A 16425-nucleotide genomic window follows, 5' to 3' on the forward strand; every position below is an offset into this window, starting at 1 on the left:
TGAACCGAGGCGGTTATGACCGATTCACCTGACGCCAGCCGCTGCCCGATTTGCGGCGAACCCAACCAATGCGCTCTCAGCGATCCAGCTACCGCCACACAGCCTTGCTGGTGCTTCACCGCCGAGATCGCACCCGATGCCCGCGAACGGATTCCCGCAGACGCGCTGAATAAAGCCTGCATCTGCCTGCGCTGCGCGTGCGGCGAGTCGCCTGCAAACCCGTAATGCGCCTCGACCGCTTCCTCGCCAACCTGCCCCACTGCGGCCATCGCCAGGCGCGCTTGCTGTTGGCCTCGGGCCGTGCATCGGTAAATGGCGAGACGGTCTGCAACGGCACCCATGACGTTCGCATCTTCGACCGTATCGAGCTGGACGGCGAGTTGCTACAGGCCGGCAAACCGGCGCGTTTCTTTATGCTCAACAAACCCGCCGGCTGTGTCAGCGCCACCGCCGATCCGCAACACCCTACGGTGCTGGATCTGCTGAACGAGCCGGACAAGCAAGAGCTGCATATAGCCGGGCGCCTGGACTTCAACACCACCGGCCTGCTGATCATCACCAACGACGGCCTTTGGTCCCGCCGCCTCACCCAACCGGAAAGCCTGCTGGGCAAAACCTATCTGGTGGAAACCGAAGACCCCATCGACCCCCTCTGCGTCGAGCGCTTTGCCGAAGGGCTGTATTTCCGCTTCGAAAACCTTACCACCCTGCCCGCCGAGCTCGAGCTGCTCGCCCCCCATCAGGCACGCCTGACCCTGCATGAAGGCCGCTATCATCAGGTCAAACGCATGTTCGGCCACTTCAACAACAAGGTCACCGCCCTGCACCGCGATCGCATGGGCCCGCTTACCCTCACCCCCAGCCTCGCACCTGGCGAGTACCGCAGCCTGACCGCCAGCGAAATCGCCCAGATCTAAGCCTTTCGCCGAATAGCCCCCTCGCCCGCTTCAATTCCCCGCTGCCTTCTGGTACAAAGGCAGCCTTCGCGGGCGTCGTATAATGGCATTACCTGAGCTTCCCAAGCTCATGACGAGGGTTCGATTCCCTTCGCCCGCTCCAGATCCCAAAAAGCCCTGCACCTGCAGGGCTTTTTCGTTTGGGGTTCGGCTTGTTGCCGGTGAGATCATCGTCGTGCCTGGAGCACGCTCGCTGGGGTCCTACATCGCCTCTTTGATCCCCTTGCGGATCAGCCACGCGTTGACCGGGTAGGCCACTACCAGCCCGCAGAGCATGGCGATCTGCATCATGAACCAGAACGCTGCGCTGGTTTTCGGCAGGGTTTGTTCGGAGAACCAGACGAACAGGCAGAGCGCCATCCAGCCGTACATGCCGAGCTGCCAGGCGGTCAGCGACAGGGTGTCGGCCTTCAGCGAGGCGACCAGACCCTGGCCAGGGCTGAGGTTGCGCATCGGCTTGATGCTGAAATACTGGAAGGCGACGCCGAACAGGAAGGCCAGGCAGAAATCTAGCGCCCAGGTGCCGAACACATGGTGGCCGAACAGGCTGAGCGGCACCGCCAGCGTGAAGGTTTCAGCAACGATATCGCCCAAGGTGCAGCCGCTGCCACAGTGGGTCGCGCCCTTGAAGGTGCTGTGCCAGGCGGGCATCTGCATGTCGTCCATGAATTTGCCCTGCTGCTTCATGATCGCATGCGGCCGGCCCATGCGCCGATAGGCCCAGATGCCGATCGGACCGGCCCAGAGCATGGTGATGGGCCAGACCAGGTTCATGATCTTCATCGGCTGTGGGTGGCGACGCAGATCGACGATTACCCAGATCGCGCAGACGAGCGCGACTAGTAGCGAGATCCAGGCCAGGACGGTGAGCCAGGCAGGCACGGTCATTCGGCTTTCCTCCTTTCGGACAGTTGTTACAAAAAGCGACCGCTGTCGTCCGGAGGGATTCCTTTTTTTTGTGATAACGCGGGCCCGGGCAAGGCGCTGCTGTAGCTGGGCGAATGCATCTCGACAGGTCAGCGCCGGTCTGGCGAAGGCGACACTGGGGGATCGTCGGTGGGGTATGGGCGTATTACCGGCCGCGCCGTTGGCATACCCGGCTTGGGGCTTACCGGGTACAGGGTACGGACGGCGATAATGCGCGGGCCGTCAGCGCCCCGGGACTACGGGGCGCCAGCAGCACAGCTTCAGCGCTCAGGGCAGGCTGGCAGCGAGGCTCGCGTCGGTACGCCTTCGTTACGCGTGAACCGGCAACCGTAGGCCGGATCGGCCACGACGCGGGGATTCAGCACCTCGTCGCCTGCGGGTTTGATGCCCTTCTGCTCCCAACGCAGCATGTCAGCCATTGCTTCGACCTGTTCCTGGTAGCTGAAATCGCAGTGGCTGGGCGCACGGATGGCGCGTTGTACCAGGAGGTCGCCGTTGCCGTTGGCGATCGCGTTGCGCCGGTAGATCTGCTCGTGCTTGAACGGCACGTAGAGGTCACCCAGCGTGTGGATGCTGACGACGGGAACGTTGAATTGGCCGTTGACCACTGGAATCCAGCGCAGGCCGTCCGGGCGGATGCTGTTGGCCGGCGGATGGCCGATCACGCGGATGATCGAGTCGTTGAATTCGCGTTCCTCGCGGGACATCGCCTTGTTGGTATCGAACTGATAGCGGGTGGTGAGGTTGCCGGAGAGCGAGTCGGCGAGGATGCCGTCCACCGAGCCATCGCGCCCACCGGTGCCAAGCACGACGCTTTGCAGGCTGGTACGGAAGCCTTCGGCGAAGATTGGCCGCTCACCTCCGCTGAGCTCGCGAACGATGCCCTCGAGCTTCTCGCCCTGGGCCGACGGGTCGGTCGGGTAGCTGTCCCACAGCGTGCCGATGATCTGCGGTAGCTTGGCCTGGAAGTCCGTCGCCGGGAAGCTGGTCGGGCCCTGCCCTGCCAAGTGCTGCGCGGCCAGCGTGAAGTTCATCAGGTATTCGAATTCATAGACGTCGCCCGTAACGCCGCACATCGGCACCGAGCCGCTGTAGCGCACCGGATTGTTGGCCGTGGCGTAGGTTTCCGCCTCCACCGCTGCCGCTGCGACATGGCCGCCCATGGAATGGCCGGTAATGTAGGTCTTGGTCGGCTGCGCCTTGCCGGTCAGGCTGCTGAAGGCCAGCGCCAGGGCGTTGGTGTCTTCGATACCGGCGCGCACATCGTAGTAGTTCTTGCTGTAACTGGAGGCGGCCCAGGCGTAGCCCTGCTGCAGCAACCATGGGCGGATCGGTGGCGGCCCGACCGTCAGCTCAGGACCCGTGCCGCGATAGCCGTGGGCGTACATGACCAGCATGCCGTTCCAGTTGGGCGGTACCTCGATCTGATAGGACGAACCTTGGTAGATGCCCGTCCAGCGTTCGCTGGGCAGTCCGGGGAACGGATCCAGCGGCGACACGATCGGTACGAAGATGCGTGCATCCTGAAGGCGAGATTCGCTGCCTGATACCGGTGGTTTGATCGGTTTCGATCGTGCCTGGGCATCGGCTGCCATTGCGATGGTACTTACCAGCATGACGCCGGCGATGGCACGCGTGCATGCTGAAGCCAACTTGCTTGGGAGCATGGGTGGTTCCTCAGTTGTTTTTTGTTTTTGTTCTAGCGATGCGAGCTTTGCCGGATTGGCCGCGCCAAGCACTACGCGCACTGCGACTAACCGTGGCAGAAAGTTAAGACCTGTCAAAAGAGGCGACTGTTCAGGAGACGAGCGGTACCCAGGCTTCGGGAATGTCTCGTCTGTCGTCTGGCTTATGAAGTGAGGCTGAGGGCGAAATGCAGCGGGCGGCCTGGTTAGGCAAGTGTTGACTGCCGACCATTGCGCCAGATTAGCCGGCGTCGAACTGCAATGACGTTCGGCGAGCCTAACCATTCAACGCAGCACCGCTGCAATTTTTTAACGATGCCTTGAGTAATTCTTGAGCCAGCGAGGCTCGCCGGAGAAACGCAGGTGAGGCTGGAGAGCCTGGGACAAGCCCGAACGATCGGCGGGAGCAGCCCGGGTGCGACAGCCGCTCAGCCCGCCGCGTTAGTTAGGCCCGTGTCAGCAATTTCCCTTCTTGGCCTGGCCTGGCGGGCAGTGGTTACCGCCGTGGCCGCCGTCGCCGATATCGATACCAACGCCTGGCAAGCGCAGGCTGCAGCCGGTCGCCAAGAGTGCCGCCAGCACGACGGCCGCGGTGCGAGTCATGATGGATTGCGCTTTCATTGGAATACTCCTGAATTTCCCGATGGACACCACACTGTGCGCCTGAACGCCCATGACCACCGCGCGGCCGGTACAGGTTCCTCAGGGGCATCGCAGGCGGGCGAAGCCCCTGAGGAAGACCGGCTCACCCCGCGTGATATTCCGCGTCAGCCGCTTCGAAGCGCTGCTGAATGGACGCTGCAGGCTCCTTGCTCATGAGGCTGACAACGTAGATGGCAAGGCTGGCGAGGATGAAGCCGGGGATGATTTCGTACAGTCCGAGGCCAATGAATTCCTTCCAGACGACTACGGTAACGGCACCAACCAGCATGCCCGCCAGCGCACCGTTGCGGGTCATGCGCTTCCACACCAGCGAAATCAGCACCACCGGACCGAAGGCAGCGCCAAAGCCCGCCCAGGCGTAGGACACCAGGCCCAGCACCTTGCTGTCCGGATTCGAGGCGATACCGATGGCGATCAGCGCGATCAACAGCACCATGCCGCGGCCAACCCAGACCAGCTCGGTCTGCGATGCGCCCTTGCGCAGGAAGGCCTTGTAGAAGTCCTGTGTCAATGCGCTGGAGCTGACCAGCAGTTGCGCGCTGAGGGTACTCATGACCGCTGCCAGTACGCCGGAGAGGATGATCCCGGCAATCCATGGATTGAACATCAGCTTGACCAGCTCCATGAACACACGCTCACCGTTCTCGGTGACCGCACCGGCCAGGGTCGGGTTGTCAGCGAAGTAGGCGATGCCGAGGAAGCCCACGGTGACGGCACCAGCCAGGGTCAGAATCATCCAGGCCATGCCGATGCGGCGGGCGTTGGGAATGGTCTTCACCGAGTCGGCTGCCATGAAGCGCACCAGGATGTGCGGCTGGCCGAAATAGCCGAGCCCCCAGCCGAGCAGCGAGATGATGGCGATAAAGGACAGTCCCTTGAACATGTCGAAATTGGAGGGATCCTGAGCGGCGATGGTGTCCATCACGGTACCCATGTCACCCAGCGAGAGGATGACGAATATCGGCGTGATCAGCAGCGCGAAGATCATCAGCGTCGCCTGCACGGTATCGGTCCAGCTCACGGCAAGAAAGCCACCGACGAACACGTAGACGATGGTCGCCGCCGCGCCGACCCAAAGCGCCGTGTCGTACGACATACCGAAGGTCGATTCGAACAGGCGTGCTCCCGCGACGATGCCCGAAGCGCAATAGATGGTGAAGAACACCAGAATCACCAGCGCCGAGAAGATCCGCAGCAGGCGGCTGGTGTCCTCGAAACGATGAGAGAAATAGTCCGGCAGGGTCAGCGCGTTGTGGTTGTGCTCGGTGTGTACGCGCAGTCGCCCGGCGACGAAGATCCAGTTGAGCCAGGCACCAGCGATCAGGCCGATGGCGATCCAGCTTTCCGACAGACCGGCGACGAACACCGCCCCGGGCAGGCCCATCAGCAGCCAGCCGCTCATGTCCGACGCGCCGGCGGACAGCGCGGTAACGAAGCTGCCAAGGCTGCGGCCGCCGAGGATGTAGTCGTCGAAGTTCTTGGTAGCTCGGTAGGCGGTGAAACCGATGAGGATCATCGCCGCGATGTAGATCACGAACGTGATCAGGGTTGGGGTAGACACATTCATTGTTGTTTATTCCTTGTGTGCTGCCGATACATGGTCGGCTTAACAGGCAAGGATAGCGGCTAGACGGGCTCTTGGCTCGTGACCGGGCGGTTTTGCCCGAGCAGATGACGACCAGCAACGGGAATCGCGACATCGACATCGTTTCGCTCACCGACGAACTGGCTGGCGCCGGCAGCAGCCCGCTGACGGGACAGGGTTACTGATCGATCACCTGGCTGCGCATGGGTGCCAGGCGCGCCAACAAGCGGTTCTGCGTAGGGATCGGCACGCCCTCGGCGGTCATGGCTGCCTGCAGGTCCTCTACCAGCGCGTTGAAGTCGCTGGGCGTCAGGGCCAGGCCTTTGTGGCTCTCCTGCATGCTGTCGCCGGTGTAGACGCAGGGGCCGCCCGCCTCGACGCAGAACTGCTCGATCAGCTTGTCGCGCAGGCGCTGGATATCGATGTCCTGAAAATGCTCGACGATACGAGGGTCCGCGGCGATGCGCAGCAGCATGCCCTCGACGATCCGGGTGACGCCGGGCTCGCCACCGAGCTGGCGATACAGGCTGTCTTCTTCAGGCACCTGCCCAGCGCAGGCACCGAGCAACAGACAGAACAACAGGGCGAACCGACGCATCAGAAGCTCCCCTGCACGGACAGGTACAGGCCGTCCTGATTGTCCAGCGTGGCGATCTCGCCCAGCCGTGCATACGCCAGGACTACCGCCAGGCGCTTGTTGGGGAAGTAGCCCAGGAATAGATCGGCCCAGTCGCTTTCGCCCGCAAAGGAAAGGTTGTCCGGCTTTTCCCGGTACTCGACACCGAGCGCCCAGTTCGGGTTGAACAGCACGGCAGCCGAGCCTTCCTTGAGCAGGCTGCGGCTGTCGCGACGATCACCGCCGAACCCAAGCAGCCCCAGCTCGTTGGCGCGGCTGTAGCGCACCCCGCCGTTGAGCAGAAGGTTGTAGCCAAAGGCGCCACCGAGAATCAGGCGGCTGGCGGTCAGATAGGCTTCGGTGTCTTCATCGCGCCGCGCGCCGATCAGTGACGGAATCAGAAAGTCCTTCTGACGTTTGTGCTGCACGCCCAGTGCCACCTGCGGCAGACGGTCGTAGACAAGGTCGCCGAACAGTCGCAGTTTGGCGCCAAAGATGTCTTGGCTGAGGCTGTTCTCCGGCAGCGACAGATTCCGCGCCAAGGTGCCGAGATCGAAGCGCTGCCGCGCAAAGGACAACTCCAGGCGGTTATCGAAGGCAAACGCTACACCGGCGACGTCCAGTCGGTAGTCGCCGGTCTCAACGCGAGTGGCGAAGACGTCGCCGCCCCACTCGCCCCGCTCGCCATAACCCGCCAGCACGGCCCAGGGCGTGATACCGCCACCGGCCGCGCCTTCGATGCTGGTAGCGCCGCCGGTGGCCAATAAACGCCCCGCGTCTGCGCTGGCCAACATCGGTGCGCAGCAGGCGGCGAGCAGCAGGGTTCGCAAACGTCTCATGAGCGCTCCTTGAGCGGCCGCGCGGCCAGGTGGGGTTGTTGCCTGAGCCAGGCCTCGAAAGCATCGGCCGGAAGCGGCCGGCTGAAGAAATAACCTTGCAGGGTGTCGCAACCCCAGGTGCGCAGCAGGTCACGCGTTTCGCCATGCTCGACGCCTTCAGCCACGACCTTGAGGCCCAGCGCATGGCTCATGTCGATGGTCGAACGGACGATCACCGCATCGCCACAGGTGTCATCCAGCTCACGGATGAACGACTGGTCGATCTTCAGCTCCTGCACCGGCATGCGACGCAGCTGGGCGAGCGACGAGTAGCCGGTGCCGAAATCATCCACCGATAGCCGAATGCCCAGCGAGCGCAACCGATGCAGCATCGCCAGGGCACGCTCCGGATCGCGCATCATGGCGCTTTCGGTGATTTCGAAGACCAGCTGGTCGCCGGGAATCAGGTAGCGTTGCAGCAGCTCGCCAACCCGCTGCTCCAAGGTCAGGCTGGTCAGGTCTTCGGCGGAAATGTTCAACGACACTTCCACGTACAGTCCACGCCCGTTCCAGACGTGCAGTTGCCGCAGCACCGCCTCGATGACCCAGGCGGTCAGCAGTTGAATGCTGCCCGTGCGCTCGGCCAAGGGTATGAACTCTCCCGGCGATACCATGCCGTAGACCGGGTGATGCCAGCGCAGCAGCGCCTCGGCCTGATAGACACGGCCTTGTTCCAGATCGACCTTCGGCTGGAAATGCAGGTGCAAGCCGCCGACCTGGGCCGCGCGACGCAGGTCCCGGATCAGGGTTATCTGTCGCTGATGGGCGTCGTCCCGGCCGTGCTGGTAAAGCTGCAAGCCGTCCGGCATCTGCGCGGCGTCCTGCATGGCGATCCGGGCACGCCGCAGCAATTCGTCGACGCTGCCGGCATCGTCCGGGTAACCGGCTACCCCAATGTGCGCCTCGATACGCATCTCGAGTTCAGCAACGCGCACCGGCAAGGCCAGCGCCTGCTGCACGGCGACTGCAGCGCTGAAGGCGTTGTCGGCCGAGGTGTCGCTGACGATCAGCAGGAACTCGTCGCTAAGCATCCGCGCCAGGTGGTCACCGGGTTGCAAGCCTGCCTGTAATCGCTGGGTCAGCTCGCGCAGGGCCTGATCGACCCCTTCGGCTCCGCCGCTGTCCTGCACGCCGGCCAGATTGCCGATGCCGATATGCAGCACTGCGGTGGTACGCCCGGCGCCGATGGCATTGGACAGCAGCTCGGCAACCAGCGAACGGTTCGGCAGGCCGGTCACGTCATCGTGGAGCATGTTGTGGGCGATCAGTTGTTCACGCTCGGCGATGCCCCGCTGCATCTGGTTGAGGGCGCTGGCCAGCGCGCCCAGTTCGTCGCCGCGATCCAGCTCGATCGGCGTCTGGTAATCACCGCGCCCGACCCGCTCGGCCGCCTCGGCCAGTGTGTTGACCGGCCCGGACAGGCTGCGCGCAAGGAGCAGCGCCCCGATCAGCGACGCGATCAGGCCGACGAAAGCGATCAGCAGGATTCGGGAATCGAGCTGGTGGAAGCCGGCCAGGGCATCGTCCAGTGAACTGTGAAGCAGCGCGACAACGCTGTAGTCGGCACCTTGCGAGAGCACGATGTCCTCGTTGAGGTAGCGCTCACCGCCAAGCATCAGCTCCTGGATACCCTTGGCATGATCGTGCCGACGCCAACCATCGATCAGCTCCTCGTGCCCCGCGGAGGCCAGCGTGGTGGCCAACCGGCCCCTGCGGTCCGCCTCCCGCGCCAGAAAGGACACCTCCAGGCCGGTCAACTGCTTGAGCTCGCTGGCCAGCGCCTCGTCCATCGCGAAGCCCATTACCACACGAGCGATGGGCAACGGCGCGCGGACCTCGGCCTCGACCATCAGGTGCGCCTGTTGATCCAGCGACACCACCAACATCGCCTGGCCCTGCTGGCGCGCCTCACGCAACTCGTCGGCATAGCGGAAGGTATCGCCCGGCCTTGCGCTGGACAGGCTCGACGCTAATACCTTGCCGTTCAGGTCCAGCAGCATCGCCTCGCTGGCGTTAATGCGCGCCGCCTGGTTTGCCATGGCTGACTGCAGGGTGAGCGTGTCCCCGCTGGAGACGGCATCCTTGAAGCCGAAGTCGGCGGCGAGCACCTGAATCCCATCGCGCAGTTGGCGGCCGCGCATGTCCAGCAATCGCTCGAACACCCGCAGGCCCGATTCCAGCCGCTCGGCAGCCTGGTTGCTTACAGCTGATTCGGTGACCAGGCGCACGGAAAAATACAAGGTGGCGATTACCACCAGCAGAAAGGCGGCGAGGATGCACGACAGGCGCGCGTGGAAGCTAAGGCTGCGCGTCACGGGTGGCTTTCCTGAAAGCATCGGCGAACGGTGTGGCCGTCGGAGGCGAGGGCTGCAGCGCGGCGGTCACCGCAACCGGCAGCTTCAGCTCGACCGGATCTTCACCCAACAACAGCGTGCCCGCATCCATTGGTTGCATATCGACCAGGGCCGGGTGCCAGAGCGTCGCCGGGTACTGTCCGGCTGGGGCATCCAGATTGATGAGACCTTGCGCGTCGCTGACGCCAAACCAGGGATCGTCGGAAACGTAGATATAACCCAGCATCCAGTCATGGATGTTACAGCCCAGCACCACCAGCCCGGGTTGATCGAAGCCTACCGGCGCGCTCGGCGTACCCTCGTAGAGGCGCAGTTCGAAGCGTTTGGCCGGCGAGAATGAATAGACCTGGTGGCGGATATCATCGCTGTTGGGGAAGCTCACCGCCGTGCCAGTCGCCACAGCGAGTACTGCCGGCACGAACTGCTTGTCGAGCTGATCCATGATCGCAACGGGCGCTGGCTTGCGTTGCGCCTGACCCGCCACGCTGAGCACGGCACCGGCAATCGGCCGTCCCTGCGCATCGGTCACTCGCACGCTGACAGGCTCTGCCCGTAATGGCACGACGAGTATGCACAGCAGTAGAAAACAGCTGGACCGCAAGACACCCTTGAACATAACGCTGACTCCGCCATCGTGGCTTACCGTTGGACTACAGCCATTCCCTGGCAACCTCTTGGCCTCGTCAGGCTAGCCCATTGCCATCACCTGATCAGCAAAAATTTCGCTAGCGAGCCGGATTCCGTAGCGGATATCTGGCGTGTCGTCGCCACCGCCAAACAGATCGCCACCTCGACTGTCTCAATCATTACGGCTGCCCCTGTCGGCGGCCCCTCGCAGCCCAAGGAGATCCGCCATGTCAGTCAGCATCGATACCGCTACCGGCACCTGCTCCACCACGCTCGAAGGCACTACGTACCGCAGTGCGATCATGGACGTTCGGGTCAGCACTGATCCGGCGGCCCGCATGTCCATGGCCCACATCGACGGCCATAGCACCCACGTCACCGAGGACATGGCCGAGCACCTCATTGCCGCGGGCGCCAAAGACGACCGCGAGAATCTGGTTGTCGACGATTAACCGCGCGGCATGAGCCGAAGCCGACCGGTGGTCGGCATTCTCACCAAACAAAAAACCCGCTGCCGGAGCACCGGCAGCGGGGTTCATCGTGTTACGGCAGCGGTGAATCAGCGGCCCTGGTACTCGTTCTCAGCGTCTTCGAAGCGCTTGATCATGCTCGGCGAGGCGCCCGCGCCGACCTTGCTGAAGACCACGATGGCGAGGCTGGCGAGGATGAAGCCCGGGATGATTTCGTACAGTCCCAGCCCAATGAACTCCTTCCAGACCACCACGGTGACCGCGCCGACGATCATGCCGGCCAGCGCGCCGTTACGGGTCATGTGCTTCCACAGCAGGGAGATCAGCACTACCGGACCGAAGGCAGCGCCGAAGCCCGCCCAGGCGTAGGACACCAGGCCCAGGACCTTGCTGTCCGGGTTCGAGGCGATACCCAGCGCGATAAAGGCGATCAGCAGCACCATCGCGCGGCCGACCCAGACCAGCTCGGTCTGCGAGGCATTCTTGCGCAGCATGGCCTTGTAGAAGTCCTGCGTCAGGGCGCTGGAGCTGACCAGCAGTTGCGCGCTCAGGGTACTCATGACGGCCGCGAGCACACCGGAGAGGATCACGCCGGCAACCCAGGGGTTGAAGAGGATCTTCACCAGCTCCATGAACACCCGCTCACCGTTGGCCGTGACGGGACCAGCCTGGTCCGGATGCCCGGCAAAGTAGGCGATGCCGAAAAAGCCCACCGCGACGGCGCCGGCCAGGGTCAGGATCATCCACGCCATGCCGATGCGGCGGGCGTTGGGGATGGTCTTCACCGAGTCGGCGGCCATGAAGCGCACCAGGATATGCGGCTGGCCGAAATAGCCGAGACCCCAGGCCAGCAGCGAAATGATCGCGACGAAGGACAGGCCGTTGAACATGTCGAAAGCGGCCGGTTTCAGCGTCTCGATGGTATCCATCGCCGCGCCCATGTCGCCCAGTGCCAGGATCACGAAGACCGGCGTGATCAGCAGCGCGAAGATCATCAGCGTCGCCTGCACGGTGTCGGTCCAGCTGACCGCGAGGAAGCCGCCGATAAATACATAGAGGATGGTCGCTGCCGCACCGATCCACAGCGCGACGTCGTAGGGCACGCCGAAGCTGCTCTCGAACAGGCGCGCGCCGGCCACCACGCCCGAGGCGCAGTAGATGGTGAAGAACACCAGCACCACCAGCGCCGAGAAGATCCGCAGCAGGCGGCTCTCGTCTTCGAAGCGGTGCGAGAAATAGTCAGGCAGCGTGAGCGCGTTCTTGTTGCGCTCGGTGTGCACGCGCAGGCGTCCGGCGACGAACAGCCAGTTCAGCCAGGCGCCGGCGATGAGGCCGATGGCAATCCAGCTTTCCGACAACCCCGCCGCGTAGATGGCGCCCGGCAGGCCCATCAGCAACCAGCCACTCATGTCCGAAGCACCGGCCGACAAGGCCGTGACGAAACTTCCGAGGCTGCGTCCCCCAAGGATGTAGTCGTCGAAGTTCTTGGTGGCACGGTAGGCGATAAAGCCGATCAACAGCATGGCGCCGATGTAGATCACGAAGGTGATCAGGGTGGGTGTACTGATGCTCATTTTGTTCCCTCGTTAGTTGTTGTTGATGGGCGCGAGGGTTATCCCGATCCCACCTGGCAGAGGGCGACGGCGGATCACGCCATCACCGGGACGGGTCCAACTGGACCCATCAGTGGCGGAAGAGCGATCCGCCGACTGTTCTGATTGTTGTTGTCATCCGTTCGCCTGAGCGTTCGGGGTGAAACCATGTACGGCAAATCAAACGCTTCGCCCCGAGGGCGGGCCTCCCACAAATAAAGCAGTGCACACCGCTCCCAATGCGGGAGGCGCGACCCGCGGCGAATGGCGCCATCCCGGTGCCCGGAAAAGCTTCGCCCCGGGTCGGGCTTCCCACAAAAACCGCAGTGCAGGCCGCTCCCAATGTGGGAGCGCCCTTGCGGCGAATGGCGCCGGCCCGGTGCCCGAAAAGCTTCGCCCCGGGTCGGGCCTCCCACAAATACAGCAGTGCACACCGCCCCCAATGTAGGAGGCGCGCCCTCGCGGCGAATGGCGCCGTCCCGGTGCCCGAAAAGCTTCGCCCCGGGTCGGGCCTCCTACAAAAAACAGCAGTGCACGCCGTTCCCAATGTGGGAGGCGCGTCCTCGCGGCGAATGGCGCCATCCCGGTGCCCGGAAAAGCTTCGCCCCGGGTCGGGCCTCCCACAAAGAACAGCAGTGCGTGCCGTCAGGCCTGCCAGAGCCCCATCCCTGTCAGTCGTCGACCAGCGACAGCAAGGACGCGTTACCACCAACCGCCGTGGTGTTGGTCGAGGTGGTGCGTTCGTTGACGAAGCGCAGCAGATAGCTCGGGCCGCCCGCCTTCGGGCCGGTGCCGGACAGGCCGCAACCGCCGAACGGCTGCACGCCCACCACCGCGCCAACCTGGTTGCGGTTGACATAGAGGTTGCCGACCCGCGCCAGCGCTTCGATGCGCTCGGCGGTTTCCTCGTTGCGGCTGTGCACGCCGAGCGTCAGGCCGTAGCCGGTGGCATTGATGTCGGCAACGACCTTCTCAAGGTCGGCCGCGTCGAAACGCACCACATGCAGGACCGGACCGAACTGCTCCTTCTTCAGCTCAAGGATGCTGCCGATCTCGAACGCCACTGGCGCAACGAAATGCCCGTTCAGGCTGCCCGGCAGCTTGGCTTCGGCGATCAGCTTGCCTTCTGCCTTGAGCTGCTGAATGTGCGCCAGCAGGCCTTCGCGCGCTTCGGCATCGATCACCGGGCCCAGGTCGTTTTCGCGCAAGTGGGTCGGGCCGACCTTCAGCTCGGCCATCGCGCCCTTGAGCAACTCGATGACGCGGTCGGCGATGTCGCGCTGCACATAGAGCACGCGCAGGGCCGAGCAACGCTGGCCGGCGCTGGTGAAGGCCGAACCGACGGCATCCTTGACCACCTGCTCAGGCAGTGCGGTGGAATCGACGATCATGGCGTTCTGGCCACCGGTCTCGGCGATCAGGGCGGCGATTGCGCCCTCCTTCTCGGCCAGCTGGCGGTTGATGATGCGCGCGGTGTCGGTGGAACCGGTAAAGCACACGCCGACCACGCGCGGGTCGCGGCAGAACACGCCGCCGAGGGTGGCGCCGTCGCCTGGCAGGAAGGCAATCGCCTCTTTTGGCAGGCCGGCTTCGAACATCAGCTCCAGCGCGCGCGCGGCGATCAGGCTGGTCTGCTCGGCGGGCTTGGCCAGCACGGTGTTGCCGGCGACCAGCGCCGCGGTGATCTGCCCGAGATAGATCGCTAGCGGGAAGTTCCAGGGGCTGATGCAGACGAACACGCCGCGGCCTTCATGGAACAGCTCGTTGCGCTCGCCGGTCGGCCCCTTGAGTTCTTCACGGCCGAGCTTCAGGCGCGCCTGCAGCGCGTAGTAACGGCAGAAGTCCACGGCTTCACGGACTTCGTCGATGCCGTCCTGCAGGGTCTTGCCGGCTTCCAGGGTGCACATCGCCATCAGCTCGGCGCGGTTGGCTTCCAGCAAGTCACCGAGGCGCTCGAGGATCTGTGCACGCTGCTCGATGGGCGTCGCGTTCCAGCGCGGCCAGAAGGCGGACAGGCCGTCGATGGCCTGCCTGGCCTGCTCGGCGGTGGCGAACTGGGCGGTGCCCACTTCCTGGCTGAGCTGATACGGGCAATGCACCTTGTGCGGCGCGCCGGTGAGCTTCTGCCCGCCGATCACCGGGGCAGCCTGCCACTGGCGGTCGAGGAAAGTCTGGTAGGCGCTGGACAGTTCGTTCCACTGAGTCTGGATGTTCATGTTGATGCCTTGCGAGTTGGTCCGGTTGCCGTACAGCGCCGGCGGTAGCGGGATGCGATGGTTGCCGAGGGTTTTGAACTGGCGCAGCTGGGTAACCGGGTGATCGATCAGGGTCTCGACCGGCACGCGCGGGTCGACCAGCTGGTGGACGAACGAGGAGTTCGCACCGTTTTCCAGAAGGCGGCGCACCAGGTACGGCAGCAGGTCCTTGTGAGCGCCGACCGGTGCATAGATGCGCACGTTCTTGCGGTACTTCTCGATCACCGTGTCGTACAGCGCATCGCCCATGCCATGCAGGCGCTGGAACTCGAACTCGCGCGGCGTCTTCAGCTCGCCGACCATCGACAGGATGCAGCTGACGGTGTGCGCGTTGTGACTGGCGAACTGCGGGTAGATCACGCCACGGGTCTGCTCCGACAGCAGGTAGCGCGCGCAGGCAAGATACGAGGTGTCGGTGCCTTCCTTGCGGGTGTAGACCGGGTAGCCGTCGAGGCCCTGGACCTGGCACTGCTTGATCTCGCTGTCCCAGTAAGCGCCCTTGACCAGCCGCAGCGGAATCCGCGCGCCGAGTTCCTTGCCCAGCAGGGTCAGCCACACCAGCACCGGCAGGCAGCGCTTGGAGTAGGCCTGAATGACCAGGCCGAACTCGCCCCAGCCGGCGATGGCCGGGTCGCGCATCAGCTTTTCATAGAGTTCTAGCGACAGCTCGAGACGGTCGGCTTCCTCGGCGTCGATGGTGATGCCGACATCCAGGCGGCGGGCCAGGATCGCCAGCTCGCGGACGCTGGCGAACAGCTCGGTGAGCACGCGCTCACGCTGGGCCACTTCATACCGCGGATGCAGTGCGGAAAGCTTGATCGACACCGACGGGCGCGGGCCGGGACCGACCTGCGGCTCGGCACCGACGATTTCCACGGCCTGACGGTAGTCGGCCATGTACTTGCGCGCGTCTTCGGCGGTCAAGGCCGCTTCGCCGAGCATGTCGAAGGAATAGGTGTAGCCCTTCTCGCGCTCGGGACGGCCGTTCTTCAGCGCCTCGGAAATGGTCCGACCCAGCACGAATTGCTTGCCCATCAGCTTCATGGCTTGATTCATCGCGGCGCGGATGACCGGCTCGCCCGAGCGCTTGATCAATCGGCCGATGACATTCTTCGGGCGGCCGTCAGCGTTTTCCGGATCGACCACCTTGCCGGTCATCACCAGACCCCAGGCGGCGAAATTGACCAGCACGTTGTCGCTCTGACCCAGGTGGCGTTCCCACTCGGCGGCGTTGAGCTTGTCGCGAATCAGTGCGTCGGCGGTGGCCGAGTCCGGCACGCGCAGCAGCGCCTCGGCCAGGCACATCAGCATCAGGCCCTCGTGAGTATCGAGGCTGTACTGGCGCAGCAGCGCATCGAGGGTATCGACGGCATTGTCACGGCCGCGCACCGCTTCGATCAGATTACGGGCTTCGCGACGAATGGCTTCAATACCCGCTTCGCCGGGATCGGCCAGCTGCAAGAGCTCGTTCAGGTAGGCCGCCTCGTCAACGCTGTAATTCGCGCTGATGGCGGGGAAAAATTCGGCGGCTTTCAGGTTGGCGAAATCGCCCTGCAAGACTTGACCGGCTTTGAACATCGCGCCGCTCCTCTCGTGGAGTGTTGTTGTACTGGCACGGCGTGCTTGCGCTCGAAAGACGCAGCAGCTGCCGAACGGGTAGGCGAATCTAAGGCGGGGGCGTTTCGCGTTGTTGCAGGAAGCTACGGAACTTTTACGAAAAACTACGGCGTTTGCGGGTCGTCAAAAGGCTGTCACGCAAATTCGCTAAAGGGGTGCAGAAATACTGGCGTTTTGTCAGCAACGCACCCCAATGGTGC

At 63.8% G+C, this 16425-nt stretch carries 13 protein-coding genes and 1 tRNA gene; 4 read left to right on the top strand and 10 right to left on the bottom strand.

Annotation, left to right across the window (positions count from 1 at the left end):
- The first annotated feature begins 15 nt into the window (after positions 1–15).
- From KCX70_RS16415 to KCX70_RS16425, 3 genes are all read left to right on the top strand, one after another.
- Entirely contained in the window at positions 16–225 is a 210-nt protein-coding gene (locus KCX70_RS16415) for a cysteine-rich CWC family protein (RefSeq protein ID WP_212618172.1), read from the top strand.
- Positions 225–917: a pseudouridine synthase gene (locus tag KCX70_RS16420; protein WP_212618173.1), complete on the top strand. Its 693-nt coding sequence runs from the start codon at positions 225–227 to the stop codon at positions 915–917. Before KCX70_RS16415 ends, KCX70_RS16420 begins: the two co-directional genes overlap by 1 nt.
- 68 nt (positions 918–985) lie before the next feature.
- A tRNA-Gly gene (locus KCX70_RS16425) sits at positions 986–1059 on the top strand.
- Between the two features lie 98 nt (positions 1060–1157).
- Here KCX70_RS16425 and KCX70_RS16430 read toward each other — a convergent pair.
- The 8 genes from KCX70_RS16430 to KCX70_RS16465 all read right to left on the bottom strand — a co-directional run bounded on the left by KCX70_RS16430 (position 1158) and on the right by KCX70_RS16465 (position 10280).
- On the bottom strand, positions 1158–1844 hold the full coding sequence (locus KCX70_RS16430) for a DUF4396 domain-containing protein (RefSeq protein WP_212618174.1): 687 nt from the start codon (positions 1842–1844) through the stop codon (positions 1158–1160).
- Between the two features lie 299 nt (positions 1845–2143).
- Complete coding sequence (locus tag KCX70_RS16435; RefSeq protein ID WP_021207348.1) at positions 2144–3550, bottom strand: hypothetical protein; 1407 nt, start codon at positions 3548–3550, stop codon at positions 2144–2146.
- 474 nt (positions 3551–4024) lie between these two features.
- Positions 4025–4189 (bottom strand): hypothetical protein, encoded by a 165-nt coding sequence (locus tag KCX70_RS16440; protein ID WP_180984074.1) that lies wholly within the window; start codon positions 4187–4189, stop codon positions 4025–4027.
- Between the two features lie 124 nt (positions 4190–4313).
- The gene (gene putP, locus KCX70_RS16445) at positions 4314–5798 is read right to left on the bottom strand and encodes a sodium/proline symporter PutP (RefSeq protein ID WP_102847497.1); all 1485 of its coding nucleotides are present in this window, start codon (positions 5796–5798) and stop codon (positions 4314–4316) included.
- Between the two features lie 196 nt (positions 5799–5994).
- Positions 5995–6414 carry a group I truncated hemoglobin gene (locus tag KCX70_RS16450; protein ID WP_021208823.1) on the bottom strand — a complete coding sequence of 140 codons (420 nt, stop codon included), beginning with the start codon at positions 6412–6414 and terminating at the stop codon, positions 5995–5997.
- The gene (locus KCX70_RS16455; protein ID WP_212618175.1) at positions 6414–7271 is read right to left on the bottom strand and encodes a DUF3034 family protein; all 858 of its coding nucleotides are present in this window, start codon (positions 7269–7271) and stop codon (positions 6414–6416) included. The genes KCX70_RS16450 and KCX70_RS16455 overlap by 1 nt, the downstream gene beginning before the upstream one ends.
- Complete coding sequence (locus tag KCX70_RS16460; RefSeq protein ID WP_249121654.1) at positions 7268–9625, bottom strand: putative bifunctional diguanylate cyclase/phosphodiesterase; 2358 nt, start codon at positions 9623–9625, stop codon at positions 7268–7270. The genes KCX70_RS16455 and KCX70_RS16460 overlap by 4 nt, the downstream gene beginning before the upstream one ends.
- Positions 9609–10280 carry a methylamine utilization protein gene (locus tag KCX70_RS16465; RefSeq protein WP_212618177.1) on the bottom strand — a complete coding sequence of 224 codons (672 nt, stop codon included), beginning with the start codon at positions 10278–10280 and terminating at the stop codon, positions 9609–9611. The genes KCX70_RS16460 and KCX70_RS16465 overlap by 17 nt, the downstream gene beginning before the upstream one ends.
- A 238-nt stretch (positions 10281–10518) precedes the next feature.
- Here KCX70_RS16465 and KCX70_RS16470 point away from each other — a divergent pair, with 238 nt between their 5' ends.
- Positions 10519–10743 carry a DUF3203 family protein gene (locus KCX70_RS16470; protein WP_021208827.1) on the top strand — a complete coding sequence of 75 codons (225 nt, stop codon included), beginning with the start codon at positions 10519–10521 and terminating at the stop codon, positions 10741–10743.
- A 107-nt stretch (positions 10744–10850) separates the two neighbouring features.
- On the opposite strand, the gene putP (KCX70_RS16475) is transcribed toward KCX70_RS16470, so the two are convergent.
- Together putP (KCX70_RS16475) and putA are read right to left on the bottom strand one after the other, a co-directional pair.
- Positions 10851–12335, bottom strand: a complete 1485-nt coding sequence (gene putP, locus KCX70_RS16475) for a sodium/proline symporter PutP (protein WP_021208828.1) — start codon at positions 12333–12335, stop codon at positions 10851–10853.
- Between the two features lie 689 nt (positions 12336–13024).
- Positions 13025–16186, bottom strand: coding sequence for a bifunctional proline dehydrogenase/L-glutamate gamma-semialdehyde dehydrogenase PutA (gene putA / locus KCX70_RS16480; RefSeq protein ID WP_212618178.1), 3162 nt, complete (start codon positions 16184–16186; stop codon positions 13025–13027).
- Positions 16187–16425 lie beyond the last annotated feature (239 nt).

Origin of the sequence: Stutzerimonas stutzeri, assembly GCF_018138085.1 — a bacterium.
GTDB classification, from domain to species: Bacteria; Pseudomonadota; Gammaproteobacteria; order Pseudomonadales; family Pseudomonadaceae; genus Stutzerimonas; species Stutzerimonas stutzeri_AI.

Coding starts and splice junctions, on each gene's coding strand:
- putP (WP_021208828.1), bottom strand. CDS start 12,335: ATGAGCATCAGTACACCCACCCTGATCACCTTCGTGATCTACATCGGC.
- KCX70_RS16470 (WP_021208827.1), top strand. CDS start 10,519: ATGTCAGTCAGCATCGATACCGCTACCGGCACCTGCTCCACCACGCTC.
- KCX70_RS16465 (WP_212618177.1), bottom strand. CDS start 10,280: ATGTTCAAGGGTGTCTTGCGGTCCAGCTGTTTTCTACTGCTGTGCATA.
- putA (WP_212618178.1), bottom strand. CDS start 16,186: ATGTTCAAAGCCGGTCAAGTCTTGCAGGGCGATTTCGCCAACCTGAAA.
- KCX70_RS16440 (WP_180984074.1), bottom strand. CDS start 4,189: ATGAAAGCGCAATCCATCATGACTCGCACCGCGGCCGTCGTGCTGGCG.
- KCX70_RS16420 (WP_212618173.1), top strand. CDS start 225: ATGCGCCTCGACCGCTTCCTCGCCAACCTGCCCCACTGCGGCCATCGC.
- KCX70_RS16415 (WP_212618172.1), top strand. CDS start 16: ATGACCGATTCACCTGACGCCAGCCGCTGCCCGATTTGCGGCGAACCC.
- putP (WP_102847497.1), bottom strand. CDS start 5,798: ATGAATGTGTCTACCCCAACCCTGATCACGTTCGTGATCTACATCGCG.
- KCX70_RS16450 (WP_021208823.1), bottom strand. CDS start 6,414: ATGCGTCGGTTCGCCCTGTTGTTCTGTCTGTTGCTCGGTGCCTGCGCT.
- KCX70_RS16430 (WP_212618174.1), bottom strand. CDS start 1,844: ATGACCGTGCCTGCCTGGCTCACCGTCCTGGCCTGGATCTCGCTACTA.
- KCX70_RS16435 (WP_021207348.1), bottom strand. CDS start 3,550: ATGCTCCCAAGCAAGTTGGCTTCAGCATGCACGCGTGCCATCGCCGGC.
- KCX70_RS16455 (WP_212618175.1), bottom strand. CDS start 7,271: ATGAGACGTTTGCGAACCCTGCTGCTCGCCGCCTGCTGCGCACCGATG.